We start from the raw sequence: 16,126 nt of genomic DNA on the forward strand, positions 1-16,126 counted from the left end.
GGGTCAGGCCGCCGCGGGCGCGCTTTGGGGTGGTTCGGGATCGTTCGGCACGACGGTCAGCGGATCGCGCGGGAAGGCGACGCGGCCGACGATGTCGAGCTTCAGGGTGGGCAGCAGTTCGTGGAACGACAGCACGCCCAGATCGAAACGGGCGGGCTCGATCAGCTTGCGCACATGCCGGCGCAGGTCGATGGCGGCCAGCAGGACGGGCGCGCCGGTGTCGTCCACCTTGGCCAGGATGGCGTCGGTGACCCGGCGCGACATCTCCGGATCCAGCGCCAGCTGCTGGGCGCCGCCACCGGTGCGGATGGCTTCGCGCAGGTGCTGCTCCAGCGGCGGCTCCAGCACGATGGCCTTGAGATCCTCATTGGGGGCGTAGCGGTGGCTGATCTGGCGGCGCAGGGCGACCCGCGCGAACTCGGTCAGGGCGAAGGGGTCCTTTTCGCGCTGGCCGGCGTCGGCCAGGGATTCCAGGATGTCGCGCAGGTTCCGCAGCGGGACCTCCTCCTCGGCCAGACGGCGCATGACCTCGGCGATGCGGGCCAGGGGCAGGGCGCGGGCGGCTTCCTTGACCACCTCGGGATAGTCGGCCCCGGCGCGGTTCAGCAGGGTGCTGGCTTCCTGGATGCCGACGAACAGGCCGGTGTTGCGGCGCAAGGCCTGGCGCACGGCCTCCTGCAGGGCGGCTAGGTCCGCCGGGTCGGCCAGTTCGCCCGCGCCGATCGGGGCCTCGAAGGCCAGCAGTCGCCAGCGGGCCGGGCCGGCCGCCTCGCCGTAGTGGAACGAGGCGCGGGGCAGGGCGACGCCCAGCCGGACCTCGAAGCCCTCGAGCACCTCTTCCAGCGCGCGGGCCAGGACCGCGCTCTCGTGCCGGCGGACGCCGTCGCCGTCCAGCTCCAGCAGCAGCGGCACGATCGGCTGGGCGTCGGGGGTGCGGGTCTGGGCGGCCACGGGAGGGGCCTTGGTCTCGTCGGCCAGCACGCGTCCCGGGAGGAACCGCTTGGTCAGCTTGGACCGCAGGTCGACGTCCAGCAGGGCGCCGGTGACCAGGGCCACGCCGCCCAGCAGCAGGAACACCGGGGCCGGGAAGCCGGGCACCAGGGCCAGCAGCCAGCAGATGCCGCCCGCCACCAGGAACACGCGCGGCTGGGCGGAGAACTGCCGACGCACCGCGTCGCCCAGGTGGCTCTCGCTGTCCTCGTCGGTGGTGCGGGTGACGATCAGGCCGGCGGCCATGGCCCCCAGCAGGGCCGGGATCTGGGTGACCATGCCGTCGCCGATGGTCAGGATCGAGTACTTGTGGATCGCCGCGCCGAACTCCAGGCCCTGCTGGATCATGCCGATGGCCAGGCCGCCCAGCAGGTTGATCACCACGATGATAATGCTGGCGATGGCGTCGCCTTTGACGAACTTCATCGCGCCATCGAGGCTGCCGTGGAGCTTGCTCTCCATCTCCAGCACGCGCCGGCGGCGCTTGGCCTCGTCCTTGTCGATCATGCCCGAGCGCAGGTCGCTGTCGATCGACAGCTGCTTGCCCGGCATGGCGTCCAGGCTGAAGCGGGCGGCCACTTCGGCGACGCGCTCGGCGCCCTTGGCGATGACGATGAACTGCACGACGGTGATGATCAGGAACACCACCAGCCCGACCACCAGATTGCCTCCGGCCACCAGGGTGCCGAAGGTGTCGATGATGTGCCCGGCGTGGCCCTCGATCAGGATCATCCGGGTCGTGGCGATCGACAAGGCCAACCGGTAGAGGGTGGTGATCAGCAGCAGGCTGGGAAAGACCGAGAACTCGACGATGGTCGAGATGTAGATCGCCACCAGCAGCAGCATCACGCCGAAGCAGATGTTGACCGCCACCAGGGTGTCCAGCGCCAGGGCGGGCAGGGGCAGGATCATCAGGCCGACGATGGCCACCACCCCGGCCACCAGGAACAGGTCGCTGAACCGCGCGACCAGGCCTTGATTGGGACGGCGCTGAAGGCGCTTGAGATAGGATTCGACGCTCATCGTTTCCGTCCCTCCGTTCCCGCTACTGGGCGCCGCGCGCCGAAACGAAGGTGCGGTACTGCCCCATGACGCTGGTCACGTAGCCCTGGGTCTCGGCATAGGGCGGGGTCTTGAGGCCATACTTGATCACCGCGCCTTCGCCGGCGTTGTAGGCGGCCAGCACCAGTTCCAGGTTGTTGCCGAAGCGATGCTGCAGGTTCTTCAGATAGGCCGCGCCGGTGCGGATGTTGATCATCGGGTCGCTGAGCTCGACCAGCGGCTCACGAACGCCGAAGCGCTTGGCGGTGGCGGGCATGATCTGCATCAGGCCGCGGGCGCCCTTGGGCGAGACGGCGGCGGCGTTGCCCCGGGATTCCACGTGCATGACGGCGCGCAGGAAATCAGGATCGATGTCGTAGTCGCGGGCGACCGCGGCGGTCTGGCTCGCGTAGAGCGCGGTTCCGGTCAAACCCCGAGACGCCACCACGATCGGGGTCGCGGTCATTCGCCCCGCAGAGATCACGGCGGTGGCCGTGACGGGCGCATCATAGAGCCTGAGCTGCTCGGATGCCGCCGTTGGTTGAGTTTCAGCCTTGCAATCGGCGAGCGCCAAGGAAAACTTCTCGTTGAGCGCTTGGGTCGAACTGAATTTCAACCCGTCGTCCGTCTCGCATTCATAAGCAAGTGCTGGACATGATGCGAGTAATATTAAACAGGCGATAGGAGGCGCTACGCAGAACTTACGCATACATTAGTCCCTTTATGTAGCGCCCCGTCTGTGTTCCCAACGATTGAAAGGTTAACTTTCGTCTATCTAGCCTGTCAACTGCGCAATCGTGACAATTTTTAGGTACAGTATACTGATATTATGGCGGGATAATCCAAGCTTAAGCTTTCGCTATTCTATGGTTGAGCTTGTCATCTTTCCGCCCCAATTGGATACCAACTCGCTATTTTCGTAGGCCGATCAACGGTCAAGGACCCACGTTCTTCGCGGACGCACGCTATGGCTGAGAAGAACGATGGTGGTGACAAAACCGAAAAGCCGACACCCAAGCGCCTCTCCGACGCCCGCAAGAAGGGCGACGTCCCCAAGAGCAAGGACGTCACTTCGACGGCGGTTCTGGGGGGCTGGCTGCTGCTGGGGCTGATGGTGACCGGCTTCGCGTTCGACCGACTCGGCGGGCTATTCGACGAAATCTTCGCCGTCATGGATCGGCCGTTCGCCGAGGCCTGGCCGATCGCCGGCGCGGCGGCGGGGAAGGCGTTCGTGTCGATCACCGCGATGCTGCTGCTGCCGATCGCGATCTTCGGGATGCTGGTCGAATTCGCCCAGGTCGGGCCCGTCTTCACGCTCGAGAAGATGAGCCCGAAGATGTCGCACATGAACCCCGGCGAGGGGCTCAAGCGGATGTTCAACACCGACAACCTGTTCGAGGTGGTCAAGTCGCTGGCCAAGACCCTGCTGTTGGTGGTGCTGACCTGGATCGTGGCCGTGGCGGCCTTCGACAAGCTGATGGCCGTGCCGACAGGCGAGGCCGACGGCGCCCTGGCGGCTTACGGCGGGATCACGTTCCAGCTGCTGGCCGGCACGGTGGGGGTGTTCCTGTTCGTGTCGATGCTGGACTTCGCCTACCAGAAGTTCTCGTTCACCAAGAAGATGCGGATGAGCCGGCGCGATATCCGGCAGGAGATGAAGGACTCCGAGGGCGACCCTCACGTGAAGGCCCATCGCCGCCAATTGCACCAGGAATGGGCGCAGCAGAACGCGGTGCAGGCGGCGCGGGACGCCTCGGTGCTGGTGGTCAACCCCACCCACATCGCCTGCGCCCTGGCCTATGACCCGGCCGAGCACGCCGTGCCGGTGCTGCTGGGCAAGGGGGAGGGGCTGATCGCCCAGGCCATGCGCGAGGCGGCCGAGGCCGGCGGCGTGCCGATCATCCGCAATGTCGAGTTGGCCCGGGCGCTGCGCGACAAGGTCGCCGTCGACGACATCATCCCGCAGGACCTGTTCGCGGCCGTGGCCGAGGTGATCCTCTGGGCGCGAAGGCTGCGCGAGGAGCCGGCGGCTGAACCTTCGCCCGGCGATGACCGTTCAGCCTCCGAAGGGGTCGTCTCCGGCCCGACGTTCCCACCGCCGCCCGAAGGCGGTTATCGTCCTGACCAGGAGCCCTCGTGAACGTCGCCAGCGCGCTGCTCGAACTGCTGACCGTCGCCTTCGCCCTGGCCATCGTGCTGGGCCTGGCGTTTTTCTCGCTCAAGCTTCTGAAGCGCTTCCAGACCGGCGCGCCCAGCGACGACCAGATCCGCTACCTGCGCGCCTTGCCGGTGGGCCAACGCGAGCGCCTGACCCTGGTGGCCTATCGCGACGAGGTGTTCCTGCTGGGCGTCACCGCCGGGCAGATCACCGTCCTGGATCGCCGGGCCCGCACCGCCGAGGAACTGGCGGCCGAAGCCGTCGCCGCGGAGCGGGCCAGGAGCCGCGCCGCTCAGCCGTCCATGGCCGTACGACAATTGATAGGGAAAACCCTAGCTAGGGAACGCCCCAACTTCTGAGCGCTGAAACAAGATGGTTCTCTGACCCTGCCGGGCGACGGAGCGACGCTCCTTCCGCCCTCCGAGCAAACCGGATCAAAGGAGTGTCGACATGTCTTTCTTGGGAATTGGCGGCGGCGGTAACCTCTTCGGCAGCATCGCCAACATCGCTCTGCAAGGCGCGCTGGGCGTCATGACCGGCGGCGCCTCGCTGATGGTCACCACGGCTCTGAAGACCGTCATGACCGCCATCGGCGACCAGGTGCTGCAGCAGATCGGCCAGAAGCTGGGTCTGCCGCAGGGCGCGATCGACCTGGCCCAGGCCGCCTTCCACACCGCCGCCGGCGATCCGGGCGGCGCGGTCCAGAACATCAGCGAAGCCGCCCAGGGCCTGGGTTCGGCCGCGGGTCTGAACCAGTTCGAAACCGGCGAAATCGAGCGCCAGGCCTTCGACGGCGCCGCGTTCCTCCGCGACCAGACCCTGGACCAGCTGCAAGGCGGCACGGACGCCGACGGCAAGCCGCGCGGCAAGAGCGCCCTGGCGGCGGCGAGCGGCGAAAGCTTCCTGGTCAAGCTCGCCATCGCGCTGGGCACGGTCGTCGACTCCAAGATGGACAAGATGGTCGCCAAGGCCGGCGAGATCGACAAGGCCGGCAGCGGCGGCAAGTCTCAGACCGCCAAGCTGACCGCCGAACTCTCGGCTCTGGGCCAGGAGGTCAACATGATCTCCACCGCCCTGAACAACGCGATCAAGTCCCTGGGCGAATCGGCCTCCACCCTGGCCCGTAAGTCCTAGAACCTACCGCGCCTCGAGCGCCAGGGCGGCGGAGGAAACTCCGCCGCCCCAGTGCGTTCAAGGCTTAGGACCAACGTACGAGGAGACCCGCATGCGTTTGAAGTTCAAGGTCGCCCTGGCGCTCGCGACGGGTCTAGCCCTGACATCGCCCGTGCTCGCGCAGGACTTTCCGGCGCCCTTCGCGGGTCTCATGCAGTCCGAAACCAATCGGATGCTGATGGACAATCTCCGCAACCGTAATCTGGGCCTGCTCGACTCTCCACGCGCGGGAGGGCTCTCCGCCCCGCAAGCGGGGGCCCAGCCCAATCGTTTCGCGGCCACGCCTGGAACGGCCTCCGTCACGACCCGCTATCGCGCATCGCCGCAGGTCAGCGCCCGGGTCCGCAAGCAATTTTCCGACTACATGGCCAAGCAGGCGGGCGCCGAGGGCGGCCAGAAGATCGCCGCCGCCATGGAGCGCACCGATCCGGTCCAGAACTGGGCGCGGCTGGTCAACAGCGACGGTCTTCGCCCCGGCGACACCGCCGACGCCCTGGCCGGCTATTGGGTGCTCAACTGGATGATCGCCAATCGCGGCGACAACACCCGCCTCCAGACCCTCGCCGTGCGCGAACAGGTCCGGCCGATCATCGCCAGCAATCCGGGTTACGCGCGGCTCAACGAGGCTCAGCGCCAGGAATTCGCCGAGGTGCTGATGCTGAACTTCCTGGTCCAGCACGCGGCCTACACGGACGCCCTGCAGCGACACGACGACTCGACCGCGCGTCGCCTGGGCGACTCGGCCGTGGCGCGCTTCCGCAACGAGATGGGCATCGACCTGCGGCAGATCACGCTGACCGAGAACGGGTTCGTGCGGCGACGCTGAGGTTCCGCAAGGAGGAGAAGATGCGCATAGACACCCGTGTCGCCGAGGCGGCCGATCCGACACCTCCTCGCGTCGATGACGCGACGCTGGCGGTGGAGACGTTCCGCAACTCCGGCCGCCTCGACACCGAGCTTCTTCGGCTGGCGCCGCGTGGTGACCTCGCCCGGGCCCTGGCTTCCCCGCCGCCGGCCGAGCGCGGCGCGCTTGAAGGCGCGCTCGGGGAAGCCGGCTTGGGCGGGCTGGTCGACGGCGTGCTGGGCGCGGCTGTCGATGTCGCCGACGTCGCGGCCGATCCGCTGGTCGAAACGCCTTCCGAACAGAGCGCCGAGGCGATGCAGGGCGACGTGCAGGCCCGCTGGCTGTCGGACCTGCGCGGCCAAGCGGAGCTGGACGCGGCCCTCTCGCCCTTTGCCAAGCTCGACCGTCCCGTGGCCGGCCTGGCCGCCGCGACAAGCGTCCGCGCGATCGCCGATCTGGACTCATGAAGGCTCTTGCCAGGCTCGCGCTGATCGTCGCGGCGATGCTGAGCAGCGCGGCGGGCGGCCAAGCCCTGGCCCAGGATTTCTCCGGCATCGCAGGCCAGTACATGGACTTCGGGGCGTCGGCGATGGCGGTCGGCCAGCTGAATAACGTGCTGGGCTCGACGGTCCAGGGCGGCGGGAACGGCAATCGGCGAGCCGGCGGCGGCACGGTGGCGTCGGGTTCGCGGCAGACCGTAGACACCCGCTATCGCGCCTCGCCCGTCGTCTCGACCCGCGTGCGAGGGCAGTTCGCCGATTTCGTGGCCAAGGCCGACCCGGTCAACGCCGACCGCCTACGCCAGACCGTCCAGCAGAAGGACTTGTTGGGCCTCTGGGAAAAGCACGTGTCCGTCGACGGTCTGCGTCGCGGAGACGTGGCGGACGCCATGACCGCCTATTGGGTTCAGAATTGGCAGATCGCCAACAACGTACCGTTCGCGAATCGCGGCCAGGTGCAGGCCGTGCGGGGGCAGATCTTCCGGATCCTCGGCGCCGATCCGGCCTTCGCGCGTCTCGATGACGCCGGCAAACAGGAGGCGGCCGAGGTGTTCATGCTCAACTTCGTGGCCCAGGGTTCGGCGGTTTCGGACGCCACGACCAGGGCGGACAAGGGTTTGAGCAATCGGTTGTCCGAGGCCGCGGTCGCGCGTTTCCGCAACGCGCTGCACGTCGATCCGCGGCAATTGAAGCTGACCCAGGCCGGCTTCGCGCGCTGAGGCGCATGGCGCGTCGGGACCCCAGGCCTAGGTCGCGCCGCGCAGGTCCTGGGTCGCGCCGTCGATGATCCGGACGAACTGCTCCACCGCGTCGGCGCGGGCCGCGCCGGGGGCGGGTTCGCGCTGCAGGCCGGCGGCGATGGCGCGGATCAGCGGCTCGACCAGGGCGCCCGGCGTCATGTGCGGCTTGGTCGTCGCCTGGGCCCGCAGTTCGCGAGCGAAGTCGGTCAGCACCCGCTCGATCCGGCCCACGTCGACCGGCGACGTGGCCGACAACCGGCCGGCGACGGTCTGACCGCTCTGGGCCGCCAGGGTGCGCAGGTCGCCGCCCACCTGGGCCATGCTGCTCTGGCCATGCTCGGCCCAGGTCTGGGCCAGGGCGCCCGCGCGATCGCCGCCGTGCAGGGGATCGACCAGGGCCGCGCCGGTGATCGTTGCCATGGCCTCCAGCGCCAGCCGCGCCACCCCGGCCCGCGCGGCCGTGGTCGAGGGGGTGGAGGTCGAGAGCTCGGCGCCGGCCGTGCGTTCGATGGGACGGATCATGAGGTCGCCGCCTCCACCTTGGTGACCCGAAGGCCTGGTTTGAGCGCGTCCCAACCGACCACGGCGCCGATGGCCTGGATGCTGTTGCGGCCGTCCGCCAGCTCCTCGTTCTCGCCGTCGAAAGTGAGGATCGCCGTCGAACGCCCGCCTTGCCGCACGGCGAACCGCGCCCAGGGATAGCCCTCGACGATCTCCAGTTGGGCGTCCGGATAGGCGGCGCGGAGATCGGCGACGGTGGCTCCCGGCTGCATGGCGACGGCTCCCTTGGATGCGGCCCGGACGTAACGGCCCGACAGGACGGCGCCGACGCCGCAGCCCTGGAAGTCGGTGCTGACGATCGCGCCCTGAGGGGCGATATCGACCTTCACGCCGGCGGGACGAGCGGCCAGGTCCTGGGCGCTGACCGACAGGTTGGTCCCCTCGAACGGCACGACCTTGGCGTCGATCGTCTGGCCGTTCAGCGGGCCCTCGGCCTCGATCTCGCAATCGGCCGCGGCGGCGGCCCCGTCGGCCGAGCTCGAGCCGCCCTTGAGGCTGACGCGCCAACCCGCGCCGGCGGGCGTCAAGATCAGGGTCGCGCGCCGGTCGCCTTGCATCGCATAGGCGCCGGCGGGTGACGCGGCGGTCGTCTGTTCGCGAGCGGATCCGGCGGCGGCATCAGACGGGGGGGGATCGACGGCCGCCGCCGGGCGCTCGCAACCGGCCGAGACCAGTGCAAGGACGAACAGGGAGAACAGGCGAGGGGGCATCACGCCAGAACGCGAGGCGGGCCCGAGGGTTCTCATGCGGCGCTCATCGGTCGAGCATGGCCAGGGCGTCGCGCCGCTCGTCGGCGAACCGGGCGGCGACCGAGGCCTGGACCTGGGCCGAGGCGCTGGTGAAATAGGCCAGGGCGCCGCTGGCGTCGCGCTTGCCGCGTTCGTCGTAGATCGCGTTGATCAGGGCGCGGTCATAGGCCTGGCCGTCGGACGGCTTGACCCCTTGCGCCTCGACCCTGGCCATCGCCTTGACGATGGCGTTGGTCTCCGGGCCGTGCTGCACCGAGGTCGACCAGGCGACGTCCTTCAGGGCGTTCGAACGCGTCGAGAGGTCCAGACCGGCGGCCGCCTGCACATGCGCGACCTGCACGTCGTAGTGGGTGCGCTGGATGTAGGCGTGCTGGGCGGCCTCGAACCTTTCCGGTTCGCGCGCCGCGATCGCCTTCCAGGCCGCGGTGAAGCTGGCCGAACCCGGGCTGACGCCGCCGAACTCGGCCGCCCAGGCGCGACCCTCGTTGGCCAGGAACTGCTGCGGGCGTCCCAGGTTTCCGGCCAGCTGGTAGGTGCCGTACGACACGCCGCCCGGATCGCCGCTGCCCGAGGACACCGTGCCGGGACCCCGTCCTCCGGTCTCGTACCGCTCAGACAAAGCGCCCAGAGCGGTGTCGCCGCCGCCGGGCGTCGGTTGGGCGGTTCCGCCGGGCGGACCGTGACGATCGACGTCGACCAGCACGTAGTTGAAGGTCTTCTGGTCGCCCAGGCCGTTCCAGAACGCCTGGAAGTCGCCGGGTTTCAGCGTCTGGCAGCCGGCCGAGCCGGTATTGGTGTTGCCGCCGGCGTGGAACAGGAACGAATTGTCGGTGCTCTGGCCCTTGCCCCGAGGATCGTTGGCGTCGATGCGGCCGTCGTGATTGGTGTCGCGCTCGACGCCCAGGGGGCCGGTCGGCCGCAGCACGTCGCCCAGATTGCCGCTGTGGCTCTTCTGGAAGCTGATCGTGCCCTCGGCCATGCGGCCCAGCTCCAACCGGCCGTCGCCGTTGAAGTCCGAACCGTAGCGGCCGTCGTACTGGCTGGACGGTTCGGTGTTGGCCGAGAACTCCTTCACGGTCCCGCCCGCGCCGTTGGCTTGCAGCACCACGATCCGGTCGTCATAGGCGCCCTTGCCGCCGTTGGCGTTGACGGCGGTGTCGTCGCGCAGGCCCAGGATCACCTGCCGCCCCGCGGCCAGGTCGGCCTTGGCCTCGGCGCTGCCGTAGGCGTTCACATAGCCCGCGTAGAGCTCGTACTTCTGGCTGGCGCTGAGGCCCGCCGTCGAGGGCAGGACGCCGGTGGTCTGGCCGGTGGTCTGGGTCTGGACCGACGTGGAAGGAAGGGGCGTCGAGGGGGACGGCGTCGCGCCGGCGCCCGGGACGAGCAGTTCCTGGCCCACATGGATCAGGTTCGGATTGGCCAGGTGGTTGGCCTGGGCGATCGCCTGCCAGGAGACACCGAACTTCTCGCCGATCTTCGACAGGTTGTCGCCGTCGGCCACCCGATAGGATCGTGCTTCGCCGGCGCCCGGCGGCAGGGCGATCGTCTGTCCCGGCCGGATCAGGTTGGGATTGACGATCTGGGGGTTGGCGCGGAGCAGCGCGTCCAGCGACACACCGCGTTCGGCCGCGATGCCCGACAGCGTCTCGCCCGGCTTGACCAGATGTTCGTCGGGCGAGGACCCGGACGGCCCGCCGCTGCTGACGGAAGTCTGGGTGTTCAGGGACACGCTGGTCATCGGGACGCTCCTCGCACGGACAACTGTCCTGGACGCTACGCCCCGCGATCGCCCCGCATAACTAGGGAAGACCCTAGCTAGGGAAGCTCCCAGCTAGCTGCCGTTCCCCCGCGAGATCATCGTCGACCGTGAACATCGGCGAAATGGAGCCACGCCATGGCTGGTCTCAATGTCGCGGCTTCGGCCGAAGCCTCCACGCGGTTCGCGTCCGCGCAGGTCGGGGTATCGGCCCAGGCTTCCGGGCTGCTGGCCAGCAGCCGCACCGGCGGCCAGCTCAACACCAGCGCGCTAGCCGAACAGTTGGCGGAGGTGGCCAAGTCCGACCCCGCAAAGGCCCAGGCTTTACGCGATGAGATCAACGCGGGCCTGTCGCCCGCCGACCAGAAGCGGCTGGCCGACGACACCGAGGCCGCGACCTCCGCCCAGCGCACCGAACTGATCCTGGACCTGGGTCAGATGGCGCTGGACGTGGCCGGCCTGATCGACCCGACCCCGATCTCGGACGGCGCCAACGGGATCATCTCGCTGTTCCGCGGCGACTTCCTGGGCGCGGGCCTGTCGGCGGTCAGCATGATCCCGTACATCGGCGACGCGGCCAAGCTGGGCAAGTTGGGGCATTGGGCCGAGACGGCCGCCAAGGCCGCGGACCTGGCCAAGGTCGACGGCGCCTTCGCCCAGGCCGCCCGTCCGGCGCTGGAAAAGCTGAAGGGGGCCATCGACGCCCTGCCGCTGGACAAGCTGCCGACCAGCGCCCGCGAGACCTTGGAGGGGGCCAGCCGCAAGCTGGACGAGGCGCTGTCGGTGCGGCCGCGCGTCGAACTGGAGCAGGGCGCCAAGGGCGGCTGGAACGCCCAGCTGAACGGGCCGCTGCAGCCCAACACCGAGTACGTGGTCAGCGGCCGCTACACCTACTACACCGACGCCAAGGGCCGGGTGGAGCAGGTGACCGGCACGCTGGATCTCAAGCATGCCGACCGCAACGGCTACCAGCAGGGCAAGGCCGGTCGGGAGGGCGGGATCAAGGACGGCCAGGCCGGAGACGAGGGCGGCCACCTGATCGCGGCGATCTTCAACGGCCCCGGCGAGCAGATCAACTACCACGCCATGGACGGCGCGCTGAACCAGCGCGGCTGGAAGGCGATGGAGACCGAATGGTCGGGCGCGCTGAAGGAGGGCAAGACCGTCGACGTCGAGATCAAGGCGGTGTTCGACGGCGACTCCAAACGCCCTGAAGCGTTCAGGGTGGAGTACGTGATTGACGGCAAGCCCTCGACCCGCACCTTCTTCAACGACTAGAATCCGCAATGCGCAGCACGGACGGAAGCGTCATGGCCGATCTCGACACCCCCGAAGGCATCTATCGCCACGTCGGCCAGGCCCTGGCCGACAGCGTCGCCGAGCCCTGGTCGGAAATCCGTCTGCGGATCGACGTGATCGACGGCTCGGTCGGCCTGACCGGCGACTACACGCGGGCCGCCTCCGGCGAGACGGCCGATCTGGACGTCCGCAAGCTGGATTATTCGGTCTCGAAAGCGGTGCGCAACCTGCACCGCCTGACCGCCTCCAGCGCCCACGAGCCTTGGTCCAAGGCGGTGTTCGCCGTGAAGGCCGACGGCGCCTTCGACCTCAAATACGACTACGCCCCGGCCTGAGGCCGTGGCGTTCGAGGTCAGGAGTCGGGATCGAAGTTGAAATAGATCGGGTTCGACAATCCGACCATGTTTCCACTCGGGGCCATCGAGCCCGGGACCTCGGTGGAGGCTCTTTCGCTCGGCGAACGCTTCCCGCCGAAACCCGCACCTATCATCGGCTGGGGCGGCCGTTCTTTATCGACAAGGTGCCGAACAACTTCTGGCATATCGGCTGATCCACCTGATCTCGCCGCGCGCGACGATCATCGATGTACGGCGCGAGCCCATGACCCGTTGCTTTGGTGTGACGGACTGAGCTGCTGTTGATCCCAACGTCCGCGAGCGGGTGTAGGAATATTTTCCTATGCGTGGCGGCCAGCATGGTCGCAAACCGGGTCGATCCATCTCAGGTGAAGGAATATATTCCTATATGTGTGGTGGGGCACAATTGGCCGTTTTTCATGCCTCCGAAGCCTATCCGAAAATTGACCTCAGCTCGCAACTGACTGGAAACTCGCGGGAGCTGGCTTCAAAAATCCGCTGCAAACTATTGCGCTGCGCCTTCCGACGCCGACAGGATCGCGGGATCCAGTGTCAAAAACTGCGACTGCCAACACTGAAGTTGTCGCTGACTTCAATAAGATCGACTCTAATTCGTAGGATTATTTTCCTACCGAACTTTGGCCATTGCGTGATTGGGGCCTTGAGTGATGCGGTTCTGAATGTCCGGTTTCTGGAGCGATCCCAATGTCGGCTCTTGGCGCGGGTTCGCCGAAAGGATGTGAGCGCTGGCGAAGGTCCCGTTCGAGAGAGGCGGGCCGGTCTGCTTCAGAGGCAACGGGTCATGAAGACGCTGTTCGGGTCAGGTTTGTAGGGTCCAAAGGGCGCGCAATCCGAAAAGCCATTGCGGGCATAGAGGGCCCGGGCGGCGACGAAGAAGTCGCTGGCCCCGGTCTCCAGGCTCAGACGTGAGAGGCCCAGCGCGGCCGCGTGGCCCAGAATATGGTCCAGGATGGCCTGGCCGACCCGGCGACGCCGGAAGGCGGCGGCGGTGTGCATCGACTTGATCTCGCCGTGTCCCTCATCCAATCGCTTGACCGCGCCCACGCCGGCTAGGTCCTCGCCGTCCCAGGCGGCGAAGAAGTCGAGATCGGCCTCCCGCATGGCGTCCAGCGGCATGACGTGGCAGCTCTCCTCCGGAGCGGTCGAGCGCATGGCGGCGAAGTGGCCGGCTAATAGGGCGGCGACCCTGGCGTCGTCGAAGTCGCCGGGAACGATGCGGAACGCGGTCATGGTCAGGTCGTCATGCTGTTGATGATCGGATGGTGGGTGGGAATGTCCAGGAATTCCCGATCCGGTTGCAGGTCGTCTTGCTGGACATATGCGAGAGTCTGCTGGTGGCGCCAGCCAGAACCTTCCGCCCGTGCAGAGGGCTCAACATAGCTGTGCGACGGCTGACGTGCCGACGCTAAACCGCCTCGCTCGGCGCCCCATCAGATCTCATCGGGTCTTGTTGACGTGACAGGGACTTTGGCAAAAGCGTCACGAATCGTCGATGGCGAATTTGATTATCGATACATGCTTCTCCAGAAGCGCGGTGGGTAATGCTTGCTGCAGGCGGCGTCACGCCAATGCGCCTGTGTCTGCTCATTCCGATTTATGGTCTTGCGTTTCAATTTTCCAATTATAGTATCAATACAAGAGCAAGTGGTCGGCGGTTTGCGCGCGGGTCGGGAGGGATGAGTGGCCAGCGGCGTGAGCCTAAAGCCTTGCGGCGTGAGCAAGGGGCGCCGTTGGGCGGCTCGGCCGGGCGCGGGCGCGGCCGGCGATGTGAGCGCTTCCTCCTCGGGGCCCTTCGCCAAGGTCTACTACGCCACCCATCCGGACATGATGGACGGCGCGGCCTCGCAAGACCTGCGCGACCGTTACCTCGTCGATCGTTTGTTCGCGCCCGACACGCTGACCCTCAACTACCTGCACCAGGAACGGCTGGTGATCGGCGGGGCGGCGCCGCTCCTCCAAGAGCTCGTCCTGCCGGTTCAAACCGAGCCGACTTCCCAAAGCGGAGCGCCCTTTCTGGCGTCACGGGAAATGGGGGTCGTCAATGTCGGCGAGGGCCCCGGGCGTGTCACGGTGGATGGGGCGGTCCATCAGCTCGACCCGCTGGACGCGCTCTATATTGGCCGAGGCGCGGCGGACGTGCGTTTCGCAAGCCGTGACTCGGCCGCCCCGGCACGGTTCTATCTGGCTTCGACGCCCGCCCACGCGGCCTACGAGACCCGCGCGCTGTCGACCCGCGCGGCCATTCCGCTGGAACGCGGCGCGCCGGAGACCTCCAATCATCGCATCATCTATCAACTGGTCGTGCCGGGCGTCTGCGCCTCGGCCCAACTCCTTCTGGGCCTGACCATCCTCAAGCCCGGCAGCGTGTGGAACACCATGCCGCCCCACCTGCATGACCGGCGTTCCGAGGCCTATTTCTATTTTCAGCTGAGCCCCGAGGATCGCGTCTTCCACTTCATGGGCGCGCCGGACGAGACGCGTCACCTTGTGGTGGCCAACGAGCAGGCGGTGATCTGCCCGCCTTGGTCGGTGCACTGCGGGGCGGCCACCTCCAACTACGCCTTTATCTGGGCGATGGGGGGCGAGAACCTCGACTATCACGACATGGATGTCCTCGACATCTGTCAGCTTCGATAGGGGGCGCGATGAAGCGCGCGCCCCGCCACTCATTCCCAAGGAAAAGTTCCTCCATGACGTCCCTGGCTCACACCGCGCTCGCCTTGGCGATCTTGACCGCGTCCCTGGCGCCCTCTGCGACGCTGGCCGCGACCGCCGCTGCGTCCCAGGCGGCCAGCCGCATCCCGTATGCGCGGACCGAGGTGATGGGTCTGGCCGTGAAGGTCGCCGACTATCAACTGGCGACCATGGCCGCCGGATACATTCCGCCCAACACCTCGCGCGACACCGCCGATCCGAAGGGCTGGGTGCAGGGCGCGCTGTTCGTGGGTCTGACCGACCTGGCCGATCGCTCGTCGAATCCGGCCTACCGGCAAGCCATCCTCGCCAGGGGGCTGGCCAACCAGTGGGAACTGGGCAAACGCTTCTATCACGCCGACGATCACGTGATCGGCCAAGCCTATCTTTGGGCGGCGCAGAACGGCGCAGGCGCCGAGGCGATCGCGCCTCTGCGCCAGCGGTTCGACGCCATCCTGACCTATCCGCCCAAGGTGGGATTGGAGCACGCTGAATACACCGATCCGCGCGGCGTGGACTGCGACCAGCGCTGGTGCTGGAGCGATGCGCTGTTCATGGCGCCGGCCACCTGGCTCGAGCTGTCGAAAGTCAGCGGCGATCCGCGCTACGCCGCCTACGCCAAGTCGGAGTTCGCCGCGGTCACCGCCTTTCTCTATGACCGCGACGAACATCTCTACTACCGGGACTCGCGGTTCTTCACCCGGCGGGGTCCCGATGGGGAGAAGGTGTTCTGGAGCCGGGGCGACGGCTGGGTGGTGGCGGGCCTGGCCCGTATGATCCCACTTCTGCCAGCCGGCGATCCTGACCGGGTCAAGATGGAGGCGGTCTTCAAGGAGATGGCCGGCAAGCTGAAGGCGATCCAGAAGCCCGACGGCTACTGGTCGCCGTCCTTGCTCTCGGACCCGGCCAAATCGCCCCCGGAATCCAGCGGCACCGCCTTCTTCACCTATGGCCTGGCCTGGGGGATCAAGTCCGGCCTGCTGGACCGGGCGAGCTTCGAGCCCACGGTGCGCAAGGGCTGGGCGGCCCTGACGCGCGCGGTCCATCCCGACGGCAAGTTCGGCTACGTGCAGCCCGTGTCCGACCGTCCCGAAAGCGTCAGCTATGACGACACCCAGTTCTATGGCGTGGGCGCGTTCCTGCTAGCGGCAACGGCGGTGGCGGACCTGGATTTGGCGCCCGCCAAGGATCCGACCGTTCAGGTCCCGCGGACACAACCCAACACCGGCCATTGAGGGGGCTTC

16 protein-coding genes are annotated in these 16,126 nt (G+C 67.6%); 10 read left to right on the forward strand and 6 right to left on the reverse strand.

Annotated elements, in window-relative coordinates:
* Window positions 1–3: 3 nt before the first annotated feature.
* Together AC1DYP_RS11800 and AC1DYP_RS11805 are read right to left on the reverse strand one after the other, a co-directional pair.
* Window positions 4–2,013 (reverse strand): FHIPEP family type III secretion protein, encoded by a 2,010-nt coding sequence (locus tag AC1DYP_RS11800; protein WP_477046488.1) that lies wholly within the window; start codon window positions 2,011–2,013, stop codon window positions 4–6.
* Between the two features lie 22 nt (window positions 2,014–2,035).
* Window positions 2,036–2,497, reverse strand: coding sequence for a lytic transglycosylase domain-containing protein (locus AC1DYP_RS11805; RefSeq protein WP_477035571.1), 462 nt, complete (start codon window positions 2,495–2,497; stop codon window positions 2,036–2,038).
* Window positions 2,498–2,998: 501 nt separating this feature from the next.
* Between AC1DYP_RS11805 and sctU the strand changes: the two genes are divergently transcribed.
* From sctU to AC1DYP_RS11835, 6 genes are all read left to right on the forward strand, one after another.
* Window positions 2,999–4,171 carry a type III secretion system export apparatus subunit SctU gene (gene sctU / locus AC1DYP_RS11810; RefSeq protein ID WP_477046489.1) on the forward strand — a complete coding sequence of 391 codons (1,173 nt, stop codon included), beginning with the start codon at window positions 2,999–3,001 and terminating at the stop codon, window positions 4,169–4,171.
* Complete coding sequence (gene fliO, locus AC1DYP_RS11815; RefSeq protein ID WP_477046490.1) at window positions 4,168–4,548, forward strand: flagellar biosynthetic protein FliO; 381 nt, start codon at window positions 4,168–4,170, stop codon at window positions 4,546–4,548. The genes sctU and fliO overlap by 4 nt, the downstream gene beginning before the upstream one ends.
* A gap of 91 nt (window positions 4,549–4,639) precedes the next feature.
* Window positions 4,640–5,323, forward strand: coding sequence for a hypothetical protein (locus AC1DYP_RS11820; protein ID WP_477046491.1), 684 nt, complete (start codon window positions 4,640–4,642; stop codon window positions 5,321–5,323).
* A gap of 91 nt (window positions 5,324–5,414) precedes the next feature.
* Window positions 5,415–6,188, forward strand: a complete 774-nt coding sequence (locus tag AC1DYP_RS11825; protein ID WP_477046492.1) for a DUF6683 family protein — start codon at window positions 5,415–5,417, stop codon at window positions 6,186–6,188.
* Window positions 6,189–6,208: 20 nt separating this feature from the next.
* Window positions 6,209–6,673 (forward strand): hypothetical protein, encoded by a 465-nt coding sequence (locus AC1DYP_RS11830; protein WP_477046493.1) that lies wholly within the window; start codon window positions 6,209–6,211, stop codon window positions 6,671–6,673.
* On the forward strand, window positions 6,670–7,425 hold the full coding sequence (locus tag AC1DYP_RS11835; RefSeq protein WP_477046494.1) for a DUF6683 family protein: 756 nt from the start codon (window positions 6,670–6,672) through the stop codon (window positions 7,423–7,425). Before AC1DYP_RS11830 ends, AC1DYP_RS11835 begins: the two co-directional genes overlap by 4 nt.
* A gap of 27 nt (window positions 7,426–7,452) precedes the next feature.
* Here AC1DYP_RS11835 and AC1DYP_RS11840 read toward each other — a convergent pair whose 3' ends face one another.
* From AC1DYP_RS11840 to AC1DYP_RS11850, 3 genes are all read right to left on the reverse strand, one after another.
* Window positions 7,453–7,968, reverse strand: a complete 516-nt coding sequence (locus tag AC1DYP_RS11840; RefSeq protein WP_477046495.1) for a hypothetical protein — start codon at window positions 7,966–7,968, stop codon at window positions 7,453–7,455.
* Window positions 7,965–8,564: a hypothetical protein gene (locus AC1DYP_RS11845; RefSeq protein ID WP_477046496.1), complete on the reverse strand. Its 600-nt coding sequence runs from the start codon at window positions 8,562–8,564 to the stop codon at window positions 7,965–7,967. Before AC1DYP_RS11845 ends, AC1DYP_RS11840 begins: the two co-directional genes overlap by 4 nt.
* 196 nt (window positions 8,565–8,760) lie before the next feature.
* Complete coding sequence (locus AC1DYP_RS11850; RefSeq protein ID WP_477046497.1) at window positions 8,761–10,494, reverse strand: LysM peptidoglycan-binding domain-containing protein; 1,734 nt, start codon at window positions 10,492–10,494, stop codon at window positions 8,761–8,763.
* A gap of 156 nt (window positions 10,495–10,650) precedes the next feature.
* Between AC1DYP_RS11850 and AC1DYP_RS11855 the strand changes: the two genes are divergently transcribed.
* Together AC1DYP_RS11855 and AC1DYP_RS11860 are read left to right on the forward strand one after the other, a co-directional pair.
* Complete coding sequence (locus AC1DYP_RS11855) at window positions 10,651–11,790, forward strand: DNA/RNA non-specific endonuclease (RefSeq protein WP_477046498.1); 1,140 nt, start codon at window positions 10,651–10,653, stop codon at window positions 11,788–11,790.
* A gap of 32 nt (window positions 11,791–11,822) precedes the next feature.
* Window positions 11,823–12,146, forward strand: a complete 324-nt coding sequence (locus tag AC1DYP_RS11860; protein ID WP_477035560.1) for an antitoxin YezG family protein — start codon at window positions 11,823–11,825, stop codon at window positions 12,144–12,146.
* 807 nt (window positions 12,147–12,953) lie between these two features.
* Here AC1DYP_RS11860 and AC1DYP_RS11865 read toward each other — a convergent pair.
* A complete protein-coding gene (locus tag AC1DYP_RS11865) occupies window positions 12,954–13,418 on the reverse strand; it encodes a GNAT family N-acetyltransferase (protein WP_477046499.1) in 465 nt (154 codons plus the stop codon).
* 537 nt (window positions 13,419–13,955) lie between these two features.
* On the opposite strand from AC1DYP_RS11865, the gene kduI reads away from it, so the two are divergent.
* Both kduI and AC1DYP_RS11875 read left to right on the forward strand, forming a co-directional pair.
* Window positions 13,956–14,825 carry a 5-dehydro-4-deoxy-D-glucuronate isomerase gene (gene kduI / locus AC1DYP_RS11870; RefSeq protein ID WP_477046527.1) on the forward strand — a complete coding sequence of 290 codons (870 nt, stop codon included), beginning with the start codon at window positions 13,956–13,958 and terminating at the stop codon, window positions 14,823–14,825.
* 53 nt (window positions 14,826–14,878) lie between these two features.
* Window positions 14,879–16,117 (forward strand): glycoside hydrolase family 88/105 protein, encoded by a 1,239-nt coding sequence (locus AC1DYP_RS11875; RefSeq protein WP_477046500.1) that lies wholly within the window; start codon window positions 14,879–14,881, stop codon window positions 16,115–16,117.
* Window positions 16,118–16,126 lie beyond the last annotated feature (9 nt).

It is taken from the genome of Caulobacter sp. P1_D6 (assembly GCF_056406095.1).